Below are 16,731 nucleotides of genomic sequence, written 5' to 3'. Positions count from 1 at the left end.
TTGAAAATAATACTAAAAGGACTTTTCTGTGAATCGCTTCAACACGTTGTTTATTTGTTTTTTCTTTGGCTTATTGCCACTCTGCCTCAATGCGAAAGAAGCCGATTGGCCATTTCCTCAAGATACGCCTAAAGCCCAAAATGTATCCGTTGGCTTAGCGGGTGATACGCCAGTTGATATCTCACGCTTTCTACTTGCGAGGGGAGTGTATGCTGCTCATGTTAATCAACAATCAACACATGTTGCATATCTTTCAAGAGTCACAGGACGTGCTCAATTATGGGTCAAAGATCTAACATCTGGTCAGGTGAAACAATTAACATTTGGAAACGGAGTTGATGATTATGAATGGCACCCCAGCGGCACACATCTAATGTATGCGGCTGACAATGACGGTGATGAGCGACAAGCATACTTTTTACTGTCAATTGATGGCCAACAAGAGTCTGTTGTTTTAGCCCACTCGAATGCATATAGAGCCTTAGGGGCATTCAATGAAAGCGGCAACCAATTTAGTTATGCGTCAACCGAACGCAATGGTCGTGACTTTGATATTTATTTGTATGACTTTGAACTGAAAAAGTCCAAATTGATTTATCAATCAGAATTCGGCTTTTTTCCGCATAATTGGCAACCTAATAGCAAGAACTTATTGCTGACACAAACCCGAGGTGAAGATGCTAATAATTTGTATCTACTCAATAGTGATACTGGCAAATTAATCACTTTATTTAAGCCTAAAATAGCAGCAAATTTTACCAGTTTTTCATGGAAACAAGATGGTAGCGGTTTCTATATGTCGTCGGACTTAGACACCGAGTTTCATCAGGTACTGTTTTACAATGTTATAGATGGCACAACTCATGTTATCGCGAGCAGTCGCTACGATTTAGAAAACGTAAATTTGTGCAAAAAAGAACAAGTTCTTACCTGGACTGAGAATAATAATGGCTTTGATACACTTTACTTGAAGCACCTACGAAGTGGTGATGTAGAAGAGGTTGAACTACCAGAAGGTCGTTACCGCATCCGGTGTGGGGCAATGAGTGAAATGCTCAATGTCAGTATCACCTCATACAATGCGCCTAATGAAGTCTTTCTTGTTGATTTGAATAACTTAGAGAAAGAGAAATTAATTTCAGCTCAAATGGCTGGTATTGATAGAACACAATTGGTTAAACCTGAAGTAGTAACGTTTAAAGCGCGTGATGGTGTTACCTTACAAGGTTTACTTTATATGCCCAAGACATCATCGGCTTTAAAACCGCCAGTAGTGTTTGGTATTCATGGTGGACCTACATCACAAGCGGTTGCCCGATGGTTACCACTCACCCAATACCTTGTTGGCAAAGGAATCGCCTATTTTGATATTAATGTTAGAGGGTCAACGGGGTTTGGTAAAACCTATGCAAGGTTGGACAATCAGGAAAAGCGCCTAGACAGTGTGCGTGACTTAGTGGACGCATTAGCTTTTTTTGAACAAGATGGACGCGTCGACGCATCCAGAGCAGCAGCTATGGGCGGCTCTTATGGTGGCTATATGGTTAATGCTGTGATGGGTCTGTACCCGGGAGAATTTAAAGCGGGAGCATCATTTGTTGGAGTCGCGGACTGGGTCAGGGCACTGCAAACCGCATCACCAGGTTTAAAGGCTTCAGATTTGATTGAATATGGTGATATACGTGAGCCCAAATGGCAAAAATTCTATGAAGCCAATTCACCGATCAATACCGTACATAAAATTACTGCGCCAATGTTTTTTGAGCACGGTGTGAATGATCCTCGGGATCCGGTTACTGAGTCTGATGAAATGGTCAAAGCCTTAAGGCAGAGAGACATTCCTGTAACCTATTTAAGGTTTCCTGATGAAGGCCATCAGGTCAGTAAAATGAAGAACCGGATTATATTTTATCGAGAGTTGGCTAAGTATTTAGAGCAAAGTCTATAGGGATGTGCACATTGATATAGCGCTTGGTTAGCGCTATATCTTCTTTTCTACCAATTTTTCTATATTTTTGAACGATTTCTTGATATTGGTATCAAATAATCGCTCACACCTGTACCAAAGTTATAGTTTGTGTTAACAAAATATTAACAAGGTGGTATGGTGCTATCAGCCTCAATTTAAATGAAGAATAGGAGAAGGGATGTTTCGTACATATATTGCGCACTTTAAAACAGGTGCAGTTGCATCTGCTATCGTTGCAAGCGCAAGCATTTACTGTTTACCAAGCTTTGCAGCAGAAAAAATTACCTCTGTTGAAGGTATAACTGAATATCGTCTTGATAATGGCTTACAAGTTTTATTATTTCCCGATCAAACCAAAGAAACAGTTACCGTTAATGTGACCTATCGTGTTGGCTCAAAACACGAAAACTACGGTGAAACTGGTATGGCGCATTTACTTGAACATCTTGTCTTTAAAGGCACACCAAATCACAAAGATATACCGGCAGAGCTGAGCTCTCACGGTGCTCGTCCAAACGGTACAACATGGACAGATAGGACCAATTACTTTGAAACGTTTGCAGCTACTGAAGAAAACATCAATTGGGCGTTAGACATGGAATCAGACCGTATGGTTAATTCTTTTATCGCCAAGAAAGATTTAGACAGCGAAATGACGGTAGTGCGTAATGAATTTGAGCGTGGCGAAAACAGCCCGTTTAGAGTCACCATGCAGCGAATGATGGCCGCGGCGTACGATTGGCATAACTATGGTAAGTCTACCATCGGTGCTCGCGCTGATTTAGAAAATGTTCCAATTGATCGATTACAGGCGTTTTATAAGAAATACTATCAACCGGATAATGCTACCTTGATCGTTGCCGGTAAATTTGAAAATAAAGACATGATAAAACTGGTTGATAAGTACTTTGCGCCCATTCCTAAACCAACACGAGTTATTAATCCCCTTTACACGGCAGAGCCAGCACAAGATGGCGAGCGCCAAATTACAGTGAGACGTGTAGGTGATGTTCAGCTACTTGGGGCAATGTATCACTTTCCAGCGGGATCGCATGAAGAATTTTCTGCAGTGAATGTGTTAACTGAAATTGTTGGTGCAAACGCAACTGGTAGAATGCATAAATCTCTTGTTGAGCCGGGCCTTGCCAGTAGAGCGTTTGGATTTAACTTTCAATGGCAAGAGCCAGGGTTAGGTTTATTTGCTGCCGAGATTGATAAAGACGCTGACATTAGCAAAGCGGAAGAAGCAATGCTGGCCACGTTAGAGTCAATTAGCGAAACACCCTTTACAGACGAAGAAGTAGAACGTGCAAAACGTACTCTCTTGAAGAATATTGAACTGTCTTTCAACTCATCAGAAAATATTGCCTTAGGGTTAAGTGAGTGGGTTGGCATGGGCGACTGGCGTTTACTTTTCTTAGATCGTGATCGCATTGAAAAAGTAACAACTGCAGATGTACAAAAAGTGGCGGAGGCATACCTAGTCAGAAATAATCGCACTTTAGGTAAATTTATTCCAACAGAAAAACCAGAGCGTGTTGAGATTCCTCAAGTGGCTAATGTATCAGACATGGTTAAAGGCTATAAAGGGCGTGAAGCTGTTGCTCAAGGTGAAGTATTTGATCCGAGCCAAGACAATATTGATAAACGCACAAAAGTCGTCACGTTAAGCAATGGCACCAAAGTAGCTTTATTACAAAAGAAAACGCGTGGTGAAGCTGTTGTTGTGCGCATAGCAACACAAATGGGAACAGAAAAATCATTGCATGGTAAAGCGCTTGCAGGTGATTTAGCTGGTGATATGTTGATGCGCGGTACACAAAACCTTTCTCGTGAACAACTTAAAGATGAATTTGACAAGCTTAAAGCGAATGTTCGTATTGGTGGTGGGGCAGAGGGGGCTAGTGCGCGAGCTGAAACAGTAAAAGCAAACTTAGTGGACACCTTAAAGTTAGTTGGTGAAGTGCTTAAAGAACCTGCATTTGATGAACAAGAATTTACACAATTGGTTTCAACACAAGAAGTTGATATTGAACAACAGCTGCAAGATCCGCAGTCAATTGCTTTTAGAGAGTATTCTCGCCGTCAAAGTCAGTTCCCGAAAGGTCATCCTCGCCACGTATCAGCGTTAGAAGATGTAGTTGCTGAGTTAAAAGCTATCACGTTAAAAGATGTTAAAGCGTTCCATGAGGAGTTTTATGGCGCGAACAGCATGCAAATTAGTATTGTTGGAGACTTTGACGAACAGAAAGTACTTGAAACATTAGAGCTTGAATTTGCTAATTGGCGTAGTGATCAGAAATATAAGCGGGTTGAGCATACATACAACAAACTTGCTGTGAAAGATCAGGATTTTAATACCCCTGATAAAGAAAACGCCGTATTTGTTGCAGCGGTGTCATTACCTGTCGGTATTAATGATAAAGATGCGCCGGCCTTAGAGCTAGGAAACTACATCTTAGGAGGAGGTTTCCTTAACAGCCGTTTAGCGACGCGTTTACGTCAAAAAGATGGCCTAAGCTATGGTGCAGGTTCTTTCGTCAATATGAGCCGCTCTGATGACCGCGCATCGATGGGAGCATATGCCATCTGTGCACCGCAAAACTTGAATAAAGTAGAAATAGGGTTTAAAGAAGAGCTAACTCGCCTGCTGAAGGACGGGTTCACTGACGAAGAAATAAGTGCAGCAAAATCTGGCTTATTACAAGGTAAAAAAGTGAGTCGTTCGCAAGACAATGAACTGGTGGGCAAACTGAACAGCAACTTATACTACGATAAGAATATGCAGTTTAGCGCGCAATATGAAGAAGCTTTAAGTAGCTTAACAGCTAAAGATGTGCATAAAGTGATGAAGAAGTACTTAAAAGTAGAAGACTTCTCGATGATTAAAGCGGGCGATTTCAGTAAAGTGGAATAGACCGCAATAGAAATTAATTGGGCTACCTTAGGGTAGCCTTTTTTATATACTTAAATATCATCAATGCACTAACCGCATAAATTTGACAAACTATTGAGAGATAAACATAAGAATCATGGTGTTTTTTGATTGAAAAACCCGCTTGTTGCACGAAATCTCAACAAACGACAAAAAATGCAAAAAAATCGTTTGACATATTTTTTGAATCCATTAATATTCGCACCCACTGATGAGCTGGCCGATTGGCTGAAGGTGCTTGCCCACTAAGGGAGTATACAGTTTATAACTGTATTAAAGGTTCCTAGCTAAGGTATGTTCTTAATATGCATTAGACTCGTTAGTAAAGAAAAAACGATATTTGGTGAGCTGGCCGAGTGGCCGAAGGCGCTCCCCTGCTAAGGGAGTATCGGGTTTGTAGCCCGATCGAGAGTTCGAATCTCTCGCTCACCGCCATTTCGTTTTGCATTTAATTTTAAATTAAATCGGATGAAAGTTCCGGATCTCTGATTGAGATTTAAAACTAAATCAGCGACGGACGCGTAGCTCAGCTGGATAGAGTACCTGGCTACGAACCAGGCGGTCGCAGGTTCGACTCCTGCCGCGTCCGCCACTTTTAATTAAAGTGGACATTCGCAAGTTCGCAACTACTATTAAAGTTGCTATCCTGAACTCGGATATAAAAGAAATGTTACCGCGGACGCGTAGCTCAGCTGGATAGAGTACCTGGCTACGAACCAGGCGGTCGCAGGTTCGACTCCTGCCGCGTCCGCCACTTTTGAAGAAGCCAGTCTTTTGACTGGTTTTTTTATTGCTGATCTTTCCTTTAGATTCAAAACAAAAGGCATTGCGAACAAGGTTCGTTATCTCTGAATCAAGATATAAAATAATGATTGACCGCGGACGCGTAGCTCAGCTGGATAGAGTACCTGGCTACGAACCAGGCGGTCGCAGGTTCGACTCCTGCCGCGTCCGCCACTTTTCTCTTTTTAGAGATGAAGAAACCAGTCTTTTGACTGGTTTTTTTTTGTCTAAACTTTATTGAGACAACAGCTTCTTATAATTGCTTAGTCGTTTAGGTCAGCTGGGTAACTTGTATTAACCAGGCAGTCTACAAGACGATTCCCCTTGTTTATTATTACACAATAATAATGTATTACATGATCTTCACATTTTTAACTATGGGATAGTCTACCATCTTTAAACGTACGAAAATTAATCACACTTTTATACACTAAGTGTTAAAGTGTCTTTGATAATTTAATAGAGTAACAGTCCTGATTATATTCAATCCGTCAAATTGGTTAACGTCGTTTTCATTATATCGATAATCGCCAGTCTTATTGATGATAATACTATTCACAATATATTCATTATCACGAAATTGTATTTTGTATACAATTTGAAAATAAACCTTATGTTTTAATGATTTTAAACATTATAAATTGTATACAATATTTAAGTGTTATAAGAAGTGATGAATAAATATTAATTTATGGTGAATATGATAGTGATTTCTCACTTTTTGCTATTGACATTGTTTTTTTTTTATGAAAATTGAAAATGTTGATTGCTTTTTTGATATTGGAGTGATTATTCTATTTCCACACTTTTAAATTGGAATGTGAAATGGAACAGTTATCTCAGCTTTTTGTCGAAGCAGGAACATTAATGCTCGCAGGCATGGTGTTTGTTTTTGCTTTTTTAGGTCTTTTAGTTGTCATCATTAATACTGTGTTAGCTCCGCTTGCAGATAAATATCCTGATCCTATTGCGCAAACCCCTGCGCGAACAACCAATAAAAAAAACAATTCAACTAGTACTGGGCTCTCGCCAAACATTGTCGCTGCAATTTCTGCTGCGGTGTCTCAGTATCGTCAAAAGCATAATAAATAAGAATAGGAACACGTCATGACAAAACCATTAGGTCTCACAGAGGTTGTCTTAAGGGATGGCCATCAGTCACTTTTAGCTACTCGTTTGCGTTTAGAAGATATGCTTCCTATCGCATCAAAACTTGATGAAATTGGTTATTGGTCAATTGAATCCTGGGGAGGCGCGACATTTGACTCGTGTATTCGATATTTAGGTGAAGATCCTTGGCACCGCATTCGTGAACTGAAAAAAGCCATGCCGAACACCAAACAACAAATGTTATTCCGTGGTCAGAATATTCTTGGCTACCGTCATTATGCCGACGATGTTGTTGAAAAATTTGTAGAGCGTGCTCACGTCAATGGTGTTGATGTTTTCAGAATTTTTGACGCTATGAATGACGTACGAAACTTACAAACTGCAATTAAAGCCGCGGTTAAAGTGGGGGCACATGCGCAAGGGACATTGAGCTTTACAGAAAGTCCAATTCATACCCTTGATGGTTGGTTAACAATGGCCAAACAGCTAGAAGACATGGGCGCACATTCTTTATGTATTAAAGATATGGCTGGGCTACTAAAGCCGTATTTTGCGCAAGAACTTATTGGTAAGCTCAAAGAAACCGTTTCTTTACCTATCGCCTTACATTGTCATGCAACAACAGGTCTCAGTGTTGCAACTCATATGAAAGCTATTGATGCTGATATTGACGTTATTGATACCTCAATTTCTTCAATGAGTATGACCTACGGACACTCTCCCACGGAAACTATTGTATCGGCTGTTGAGGGCTCTCCACGAGATACTGGTTTAGATATGCAGAAACTAGCAGAAGTTGCCGCATACTTTCGTGATGTACGAGAAAAATACGCCAAATTTGAAGGTAGCTTAAAAGGTGTTGACGCACGTATTCTATTGGCGCAAGTACCTGGCGGTATGTTGACCAATATGGAAAGCCAGCTTAAAGAACAAGGCGCCGCAGATAGACTAGATGAAGTATTATCTGAAATTCCTAAAGTTCGTAAAGACTTAGGTTATATTCCACTAGTTACACCAACGTCGCAAATTGTCGGTACACAGTCTGTTTTAAACGTACTAACCGGTGAGCGTTATAAAACCATTACCAAAGAAACTGCTGGGGTGTTGAAAGGCGAATATGGCGCTACAGCAGACAAGGTCAACGCAGAATTGCAAGCTCGAGTACTTGATGGCGCTGAAGCGATTACTTGTCGCCCAGCTGATCTGCTCGATCCCGAAATGGATAAGCTAACCGGCGAGTTAGAAGGTTTAGCGAAAGAGAAAGGCATTAGCTTAGCTGATGAGGCGATTGATGACGTATTAACTTATGCGTTATTCCCACAAATTGGACTTAAGTTCTTAGAAAATAGAAATAATCCTGATGCTTTTGAACCTGTACCAACTAAAGAGGATTTACAAGTATCAGCAGCATCTGCTAAGCCAGATGCGCATGCTAAGCCAGCTGAAAGCTATTCAGTCAGTGTTGATGGCAAAGTGTATGACGTAATTGTTGGTCCAAGTGGCTCTGTTAGTTCAGTAACCTCTGCAGCGGATGCAGCTATCAAACAAACAGCGTCTGTCTCAGCAGAAGAAACACTAAATGCACCGCTAGCAGGTAATATCTTCAAGGTGTTAGCTTCAGAAGGCGATACCGTTGCTGCTGGCGATGTTGTGATGATCATGGAAGCAATGAAGATGGAAACGGAAATCAGAGCGGTAACCGGCGGCGAAATTGTCGGTTTGCATGTCAAAGAAGGTGATGCCGTCGCGGTTGGCGATGCGTTACTTAGTCTTGCATAGGGAACAGCAATGGATTCGTTAAATACGCTTTGGTTATCCACTGGCTTAGCAAACTTTGAGTTTAGTCAAGTCATTATGATGTTGGTCGGATGTGGCTTGCTGTTTCTAGCAATTGCTAAGAATTTTGAACCATTATTGTTAGTCCCTATGGGATTTGGTGCCATATTGACCAATATCCCTATGGCAGGTTTTTCTGAAGTCGGTGGCCTACTGCATTACATATATTATGCCGGTATAGACACGGGGATATTCCCGCTCTTGATCTTTATGGGGGTTGGCGCAATGACCGATTTTGGCGCGCTGATCGCAAACCCTAAAATGTTATTTTTAGGGGCTGCCGCTCAGTTTGGTATTTTTGCTACTTTGTTTGGTGCCATCGCCTTAAATGCAATTCCTGGATTTGAATTTACGCTTCAAGATGCTTCAGCCATTGCGATTATTGGTGGTGCTGATGGACCAACGGCTATATTTTTAGCTTCGAAGTTAGCACCTGAATTGCTAGGCGCTATAGCGGTAGCAGCGTATTCGTATATGGCCTTAGTACCGATTATTCAGCCGCCAATCATGCGTGCGCTAACTTCGGATGAAGAGCGTAAAATTGAAATGGCTCAGTTGCGCCATGTAACCAAAGTCGAAAAGGTAATCTTCCCACTCGCCGTATTACTGATGACCATATTCTTTTTACCAGCGGCAACGCCACTGGTCGGTATGTTCTGTCTGGGTAATTTGATGCGCGAATGCGGAGTGGTTGACCGCTTGAGCTCAACGGCTCAAAATGAGCTGATTAATATTGTCACTATCTTCTTAGGTTTAGGTGTTGGTTCAAAACTAAGCGCGGACAAATTTTTAAACGTTGAAACATTAGGTATTTTGGCTCTAGGGGCGGTGGCGTTCTCTATTGGTACTGCTTCTGGCGTATTGATGGCTAAGTTGATGAACAAGCTGTCTAAAGATCCGATTAATCCACTTGTTGGTGCAGCTGGGGTTTCAGCGGTGCCGATGGCGGCTCGCGTTGCAAATAAAGTAGGTTTAGAGTCGAACCCACATAATTTCTTATTGATGCATGCAATGGGACCCAATGTGGCCGGGGTACTTGGCTCGGCGGTAGCAGCAGGTATACTGTTAGCACTAGTTGGCCCATAAGCTTTATTTTTGACTAAAACTGAAAAGCCCGAATAGAGAGTTCTCTTCGGGCTTTTTTATTGGCTGTAAATACGTTTTGAGAATTTATGGATGAAGTTTAAAGTGTTGCCATTTACCGTCTTTTTTCTCAAAACATAAACGATCATGAAGCCTGCTGGCACGACCTTGCCAAAACTCAATATAAGTGGGTACTACACGATAGCCACCCCAAAATTCTGGCAAAGGAACTTTTCCGGTTGAGTATTTGCCATTGAAATAGTCAACGCGCTGCAAAAGTTCGTTGTCGTGCTTAAGCTTTTGGCTTTGCTTAGACGCATGAGCGCCTATTTGGCTACCCCGATCACGGCTATGGAAATATTGTTTAGATTGCTCTGTCGATGTTCGCTCAATTGTACCTTCAATTCGAATTTGACGTTGAAGCACATTCCAATGAAAGAGTAGGGCGACATGAGAGTTTTCAGACAACTCAATGCTTTTACGGCTACCATAGTTGGTATAGAACACGAAGCCTTTGTCATCGAATTCTTTTAGTAACACCATACGACTACTTGGCCGGCCCTCTTTGGTACAGCTACTAACTGACATTGATTCAGGGAGCAAAATGCCAGATTTATTTGCATCTTCAAACCACTGAGTGAACAACACTAACGGCTCAACATTTTCATCTAACTTGGGTAAGGGCAATGCAACGCCTTGTCCGAAAGTAAACAGGCAGCGCAATTTTTCTAGAAACGTCATAATTTTAAACATGCTAAATAAGTTGGTCATATTCTAGCAAGTTATCAATTGCTGTCGCTAGTCATCCGAGTATTTGTTTGTCTTCTTTTAGCGTTAGAGCTAAATTTGTCGGTAAAAACAAAAAAGGCGAACAACAATATTGTTCGCCTTTGGTCATCAAAAAGTGATTAACGTTATTTTGATTTCATGTAGTCGATGGTTAGGTTAGTGAGAAGTTTTACGCCTAATTTCATGCCACTTTCGTCTATTTTGAATTCTGGCGTATGGTGTCCCGGTGCTTCTTCGACAGGCATATTTTTCGCTTTGCCTCCAACGAATAAATATAAGCCCGGCACTTCTTCTTGGAAGAAAGAAAAATCTTCAGCACCAGTGACTGCTTTTGTTAATACTGCATTACCTTTACCAGCCGTAGCTTTTAATGTTGGTAGCATTTGTTGCATTAAAGCGGGGTCGTTATAGGTGATCGGATAGCTGTAATCTAGCGGCAGTGTAACCTCAGCAGTAGTATTCATACTTTCAGCTATGGCTTTAGCTTTGCGGTTAACGGCTTCGTGAATGTGTGTGCGGATCTCCGGATTCAATGTCCGAATAGTGCCTACAAGTTCAACTTCATTTGGAATGATGTTCGAGCGATTTCCGCCATGGATCATGCCAACAGTAACAACCGCGGCACTGTCGACAAGTTTAACTTCACGACTGACGATGGTCTGTAGGCCCATAATCACTTGAGCAGAGGTGACAATAGGGTCGGCACTTAGCCAAGGATAAGCGCCATGAGATTGCTTTCCTTTAATCACAATCTTATACGGGTCTACCGCGGCCATGATGCCTTCTTCTTTATATTCAACCTTACCTACCTCAAGATCTGAGCTGATATGTAGGCCGAAAATAACGTCGACATCAGGATTCTTAAGTACACCTTCTTCAACCATAACCTGTGCGCCACCAACTTCACCGCGAGGAGCACCTTCTTCAGCGGGCTGAAATATAAACTTAACTTTGCCTGTTAGTTCGCTTTTCATTGAGGTTAGTATTTTTGCAGCGCCCATTAACATAGCGATATGGGTATCATGACCACAAGCGTGCATAACACCAACATCTTGACCATTATTGGTTGAACGTACCTTTGATTCGAACGATAAGCCCGTATTCTCAGTCACGGGTAAACCGTCTATATCAGCACGTAGCGCGACTACAGGGCCAGGTTTACCGGAATCTAATATGGCAACAACACCTGTTTTTGCAACGCCTGTTTGTACATCCAAACCAAGCTCAGTAAGAAACTTAGCAATCGTTTTGGCGGTTTCGAATTCTCGGTTGGAAAGTTCTGGATGTTGGTGAAAATGACGGCGCCACTTGATCACTTCTGGTTCAATTTTGGTAGCGAGTTTAGCCACATCATGATCGGCATGTGTAGCGGTAGTAAAGAGTGAAAAACTTGCTGCAATTGCAGAAGCTAAAAGAAGTTTTTTCATGAGCAATTTCTATTGTTGTTGTTAATGCACTTACCTTACTCGATTGAAATAGATTTTACTATTGTTGAAGATTTAATCTTTCATAGAATAAATTGGCGCTCTGATATTTCTTTTTATTGATCACTTAAGTTTCGGATGTGGATTTTAATAGAGCATTAAAAGAAAAGGCTGATCAATGATCAGCCTTTTTAGTGGTTTACAAGTAAAAGGGTTAAATTACCAGCCTTCTACTCCCGCCATATCTGGCAATTGGTGTGCTATACCCTTATGGCAGTCGATACAGGTTTTCTCACCACTGGCAAGTGATGTAGAGTGCTGTTTCGCGGCACGCGGGCTTTGCGATGTAAAGTCCATGTAATCAAAGTTGTGACAGTTACGGCACTCCAATGAATCGTTGGCTTTTAAGCGATGCCATTCATGTTGAGCAAGGCGCTTCCGGTTGGCAAGGAATTTTTCACGCGTATTGATCGTGCCAAATAATTTGCCCCATACTTCCTTAGACGCCTGCATTTTTCGTGCAATCTTATCTGTCCACTTATGTGGTACATGACAATCTGGGCAAGTTGCTCTTACACCAGAACGGTTAGAAAAATGAATGGTAGTTTTCAACTCTTCATAGACGTTGTTTTCCATTTCATGACATGAAATACAAAACTCTTCTGTATTAGTCACTTCTAGGGCGGTGTTAAATCCACCCCAGAACACGATACCAGCGATAAAGCCACCAATGACTAAAAAGCCTAAACTGTAGTACGCACTTGGACGTCTGAGTGTTGCCCACGCGATTTTAATTTTATCAATCATAAAACCGCTCCGTTACTTTTTCTTAGGTTGATTTTTCATTAACGTATGCATATCAACAAACGTATTGTCGACTAGTGGTTTTGCATCAGCTTGGGTTACATGACACTGATTACAAAAGTAACGTCGTGGTGAAACTTCTGCCAAGAAATTACCGTCTCTGTTCATAAAATGCGTAACACTTACCATAGGTGCTTGAGAGTCTTCAGTACGTTGACGTGAATGACAAGACATGCACTTGTTAGTATTCAAATTCACCTCGTAATTTCTCGTTTTGTGAGGAATTAGCGGCGGCTGCATAGGGTAATTACGCGTTTGCTTAATATCGCTATTAATGATCTTAGGGATGGCATTGGTTTTTTGTTGAGTATCCAGCGCCGTGCTATCTCTCAAGGTAGCAATTTCATTATCTTCAGCAGTAACTAACGTAGTCATTGCCAATGAGCAGATTAGAATTAAAGTTTTAAACGTTTTCATGATAATGCTCCTAAGCCTTAACTACTTTAACGGCACACTTTTTAAAGTCTGTTTCTTTTGAAAGCGGGTCGGTTGCATCAAGTGTTACTTTGTTTACTAAGCGACTGGCATCAAACCAAGGCATAAAGACTAGACCTTTAGGTGGCTTGTTGCGGCCTCTAGTTTCTACGCGTGTTTCAACTTCACCACGACGAGAAACAATCTTAACTTTGTCACCACGGCGCATACCACGAGATTTTGCATCATCTGGATGCATGTAAATTAATGCATCCGGCATGGCTTTATAAAGTTCTGGTACACGTTGAGTCATTGAGCCTGAGTGCCAATGTTCAATCACGCGACCCGTTGATAACCACAAGTCATATTCGCTATCTGGTGATTCTGCTGCCGGCTCATAAGGTAGAGCAAATATGACTGCTCGACCATCAGGCTTACCGTAGAAGTCATAATCACTTCCAGGTTTCACGTAAGGATCTGACCCTTCTTTAAAGCGCCATTTAGTTTCTTTGCCGTCAACAACAGGCCAACGTAAGCCGCGTACCTCATGGTATCGATCATACGGTGCCAAGTCGTGCGCTTTACCGCGACCAAAGGTTGCATACTCTTCAAATAGACCTTTTTGAATGTAGAAACCAAAGTCACGTGATTCATCATTTAAACGGTCTTCAGGGACTTCATCTAGTTTGTACTTATCCACGTTGCCATTGGCGTAAAGTACGTCAAATAACGTTTTGCCACGTACTTCTGGTTGTTTTGCAATGAGTTCTTCTGGCCAAACTTCTTCGATTTTAAAGCGCTTTGAAAACTCAACCACTTGCCACATGTCTGATTTAGCACCTTTAGGCGCCTCGACCATTTGATACCAGGCTTGAGTACGACGCTCTGCGTTACCGTATACACCTTCTTTTTCTACCCACATTGCTGTCGGCAATACTAAGTCGGCAGCTTGTGCAGTTACCGTTGGGTAAGGGTCTGAAACGACAATAAAGTTTTTAGGGTTGCGGTATCCTGGGAGACCTTCTTCGTTCATGTTCGCCGCAGCTTGCATGTTGTTATTACATTGCACCCAATAAAAGTTAAGTTTGCCATCTTTTAGCATTCGGTTTTGTAAAACGGCATGATAGCCCGGCTTAGGTGGAATGGTACCTTCAGGTAGCTTCCAGATTTTTTCAGCATAAGCGCGATGTTTAGGGTTTTTAACAACCATATCAGCAGGCAGGCGGTGAGCGAATGTTCCAACTTCACGAGCAGTACCACAAGCAGATGGTTGACCTGTTAATGAGAACGGACTGTTACCAGGAGTTGCAATCTTACCTGTTAATAAATGGATGTTATAAACTAAATTGTTCGCCCAGACTCCTCGTGTATGTTGGTTGAAACCCATAGTCCAAAAAGAGGTAACTTTCACTTTCGGATCTGCATACATTTCAGCGAGATCTTTTAATTTGTGCTCAGGAACACCAGAAAGTTTGGAAACATATTCCGCAGTATAGGTACTAACAAATTTAGCATATTCATCAAAGTTGATTGCTTTAGAGCCACCCGCTTTTTTGTTGTTTTTTGCTTTTTGCTCAAGCGGATGTTCAGGACGTAATCCGTAGCCAATATCGGTATTACCTAAACGGAAATTGGTGTGTTTAGAAACAAAGTCTTTGTTTACACGATCTGTTTGAATAATGTAATTCGCGATATAGTTTAATATAGCTAAATCTGTTTGCGGTGTGAAAATCATACCGTTATCAGCAAGATCAAAGCTGCGGTGCTCGTAAGTAGAAAGTACAGCTACTTTTACATGAGGGGCACTTAAACGGCGATCGGTAACACGTGTCCAAAGGATTGGGTGCATTTCAGCCATATTAGAACCCCACAGAACGATGGCATCAGCCGCTTCCATGTCGTCATAACAACCCATAGGCTCGTCAATTCCAAAGGTACGCATAAAGCCACCAACCGCAGAAGCCATACAGTGGCGTGCGTTAGGATCAATGTTGTTAGATCTAAATCCTGCTTTATACAGTTTTGCGGCAGCATAACCTTCTTGTACTGTCCACTGACCAGAGCCAAACATACCAACTGCTGTTGGGCCTGTTTTCTTCAATGCGTCTTTTGCTTTTTCAGCCATAACGTCAAAGGCTTGATCCCAACTGATTGGTGTGAAATCGCCGTCTTTGCTGTACTTACCATTTTTCATGCGCAGCAATGGAGTGGTAATTCGATCCTTGCCGTACATGATTTTCGATAAGAAATAGCCTTTTACGCAGTTAAGGCCTTTATTCACAGGTGATTTAATATCACCGTGGGTAGCTACAACTTTACCGTCCATAACACCGACGTTGACACTACAACCTGTACCACAAAAACGACAAGCGGCTTTATCCCATTTTATCTTTGTTGCATCACTGGTTGTGATTAGGTTTGAGGCTGCTGCTGGTACAGACACCCCAGCTACGGCCGCTGCGGCTGCGACCGCATTTGCTTTAATAAATTCTCGGCGATTTATAGTCATTGTACTCACCTTAGTTTGGTTCATTTTCTGTTAAAAATTGATGGTAAATGGGTGATAAACTCATGAGTTCATCGTGATGCTTAAATTCGTCTAAACGCGCAGCAATTAATTTTTGGTTATTTGCTTCAATGGTAAATACAATTTTACCCTCTTCACTTACTGCGTGTATCTCAGCGCCCTCTATAGCGATAATTTCTTGTGACAGCACTTCGCTGCTTTCTGGCCTGCCGTGTGCTACAAAACTAGCAACGTGGTACTCATGTTCTTGAGTCATAATTATTTCTCGACATTAAAGTCATATTTGATTGCACTTTGTGGACACACCTCAATACAGGCGCCACACTGGCTGCAATCATCGTTGTTTAAACTTGGACTAGGAATACTCGAATCGAGGAAATTAAATTCAATCGCTCTTGTGTCACAGGCGTCTTTACAACTTTGGCAATAAATCTGGTTTAACGCTAAGCAGCTTTTTTCAATTTTAAAATTAATTGGCCAAGGCGCACAGCTAGCAATTTCAGCGTCCGACTTAAATAAAGGTTGCTCGCACACTTCAATACATTTTTTACAATCAGTACATTCTCCTTGGCTAAAATCAACTTTTGGGTAACCTAGATCATCTTTAACAATGATATTAGTTTCACAATTATCGATGCAGGCTTTGCACTGAGTACATTGGGATAAGAAATCACGTTCACTCTTTACCCAAGGCAGACGAAGCTGAGGTTTCGAGCTTACTTTTCCTCTAAACAGTCTTCTTCGCGCTGGATTTGCAAGTTCTTCCATGTTTAACTGTCCGTCATCTTACGACGTTGGCGGGCCCATTAGGATTTGGCTTATCCAAATTGCGAATCCAAAACCGCCAACAATGATGACCGAAAGAATCGGCGCTAAAAATACGGCCAAAAATAAAAACGTATTTCGCTCATGTTTTTCTTGTTGCTCTGGAGTGTATTCTGTTTCCATTATGCTCTACCTACTTTTATTAAACGGAGATATTGTCCGTCTGTTTTAA

13 protein-coding genes and 4 tRNA genes are annotated in these 16,731 nt (G+C 41.6%); 9 read left to right on the top strand and 8 right to left on the bottom strand.

Annotated elements, in window-relative coordinates; all coding sequences use genetic code 11:
- Window positions 1–28 precede the first annotated feature (28 nt).
- The 9 genes from QUE03_RS15905 to QUE03_RS15865 all read left to right on the top strand — a co-directional run bounded on the left by QUE03_RS15905 (window position 29) and on the right by QUE03_RS15865 (window position 9,719).
- Window positions 29–1,948: a S9 family peptidase gene (locus QUE03_RS15905; RefSeq protein WP_286262933.1), complete on the top strand. Its 1,920-nt coding sequence runs from the start codon at window positions 29–31 to the stop codon at window positions 1,946–1,948.
- 199 nt (window positions 1,949–2,147) lie between these two features.
- The gene (locus tag QUE03_RS15900) at window positions 2,148–4,886 is read left to right on the top strand and encodes a M16 family metallopeptidase (RefSeq protein ID WP_286262932.1); all 2,739 of its coding nucleotides are present in this window, start codon (window positions 2,148–2,150) and stop codon (window positions 4,884–4,886) included.
- 360 nt (window positions 4,887–5,246) lie between these two features.
- A tRNA-Ser gene (locus QUE03_RS15895) sits at window positions 5,247–5,339 on the top strand.
- Window positions 5,340–5,419: 80 nt separating this feature from the next.
- A tRNA-Arg gene (locus QUE03_RS15890) sits at window positions 5,420–5,496 on the top strand.
- Window positions 5,497–5,581: 85 nt separating this feature from the next.
- Window positions 5,582–5,658 (top strand) — tRNA-Arg (locus QUE03_RS15885).
- Between the two features lie 126 nt (window positions 5,659–5,784).
- Window positions 5,785–5,861, top strand: a tRNA-Arg gene (locus QUE03_RS15880).
- Between the two features lie 651 nt (window positions 5,862–6,512).
- The gene (locus tag QUE03_RS15875; RefSeq protein WP_286262931.1) at window positions 6,513–6,779 is read left to right on the top strand and encodes an OadG family protein; all 267 of its coding nucleotides are present in this window, start codon (window positions 6,513–6,515) and stop codon (window positions 6,777–6,779) included.
- Between the two features lie 15 nt (window positions 6,780–6,794).
- Window positions 6,795–8,576: a sodium-extruding oxaloacetate decarboxylase subunit alpha gene (oadA, locus tag QUE03_RS15870; protein ID WP_286262930.1), complete on the top strand. Its 1,782-nt coding sequence runs from the start codon at window positions 6,795–6,797 to the stop codon at window positions 8,574–8,576.
- Between the two features lie 9 nt (window positions 8,577–8,585).
- Window positions 8,586–9,719, top strand: a complete 1,134-nt coding sequence (locus QUE03_RS15865) for a sodium ion-translocating decarboxylase subunit beta (RefSeq protein ID WP_286262929.1) — start codon at window positions 8,586–8,588, stop codon at window positions 9,717–9,719.
- Between the two features lie 84 nt (window positions 9,720–9,803).
- On the opposite strand, the gene pdxH is transcribed toward QUE03_RS15865, so the two are convergent.
- From pdxH to napE, 8 genes are all read right to left on the bottom strand, one after another.
- The gene (gene pdxH, locus QUE03_RS15860; RefSeq protein ID WP_286262928.1) at window positions 9,804–10,457 is read right to left on the bottom strand and encodes a pyridoxamine 5'-phosphate oxidase; all 654 of its coding nucleotides are present in this window, start codon (window positions 10,455–10,457) and stop codon (window positions 9,804–9,806) included.
- A gap of 173 nt (window positions 10,458–10,630) precedes the next feature.
- The gene (locus QUE03_RS15855; protein WP_286262927.1) at window positions 10,631–11,932 is read right to left on the bottom strand and encodes an amidohydrolase; all 1,302 of its coding nucleotides are present in this window, start codon (window positions 11,930–11,932) and stop codon (window positions 10,631–10,633) included.
- A 216-nt stretch (window positions 11,933–12,148) separates the two neighbouring features.
- Window positions 12,149–12,736, bottom strand: a complete 588-nt coding sequence (locus QUE03_RS15850; RefSeq protein WP_286262926.1) for a cytochrome c3 family protein — start codon at window positions 12,734–12,736, stop codon at window positions 12,149–12,151.
- A 12-nt stretch (window positions 12,737–12,748) separates the two neighbouring features.
- Window positions 12,749–13,210 (bottom strand): nitrate reductase cytochrome c-type subunit, encoded by a 462-nt coding sequence (locus QUE03_RS15845; RefSeq protein WP_286262925.1) that lies wholly within the window; start codon window positions 13,208–13,210, stop codon window positions 12,749–12,751.
- A gap of 10 nt (window positions 13,211–13,220) precedes the next feature.
- On the bottom strand, window positions 13,221–15,716 hold the full coding sequence (gene napA / locus QUE03_RS15840) for a nitrate reductase catalytic subunit NapA (protein ID WP_286262924.1): 2,496 nt from the start codon (window positions 15,714–15,716) through the stop codon (window positions 13,221–13,223).
- Between the two features lie 10 nt (window positions 15,717–15,726).
- Window positions 15,727–15,990, bottom strand: coding sequence for a chaperone NapD (locus QUE03_RS15835; RefSeq protein ID WP_286262923.1), 264 nt, complete (start codon window positions 15,988–15,990; stop codon window positions 15,727–15,729).
- A gap of 2 nt (window positions 15,991–15,992) precedes the next feature.
- Window positions 15,993–16,502: a ferredoxin-type protein NapF gene (gene napF / locus QUE03_RS15830; protein ID WP_286262922.1), complete on the bottom strand. Its 510-nt coding sequence runs from the start codon at window positions 16,500–16,502 to the stop codon at window positions 15,993–15,995.
- An 18-nt stretch (window positions 16,503–16,520) separates the two neighbouring features.
- On the bottom strand, window positions 16,521–16,682 hold the full coding sequence (gene napE, locus QUE03_RS15825; RefSeq protein WP_286262921.1) for a periplasmic nitrate reductase, NapE protein: 162 nt from the start codon (window positions 16,680–16,682) through the stop codon (window positions 16,521–16,523).
- Window positions 16,683–16,731 lie beyond the last annotated feature (49 nt).

The organism is Thalassotalea atypica (assembly GCF_030295975.1).
GTDB lineage: Bacteria > Pseudomonadota > Gammaproteobacteria > Enterobacterales > Alteromonadaceae > Thalassotalea_F > Thalassotalea_F atypica.
Note: the sequence above shows the minus strand (reverse complement) of the source record. Positions and strands in the feature narration are given on the sequence as shown.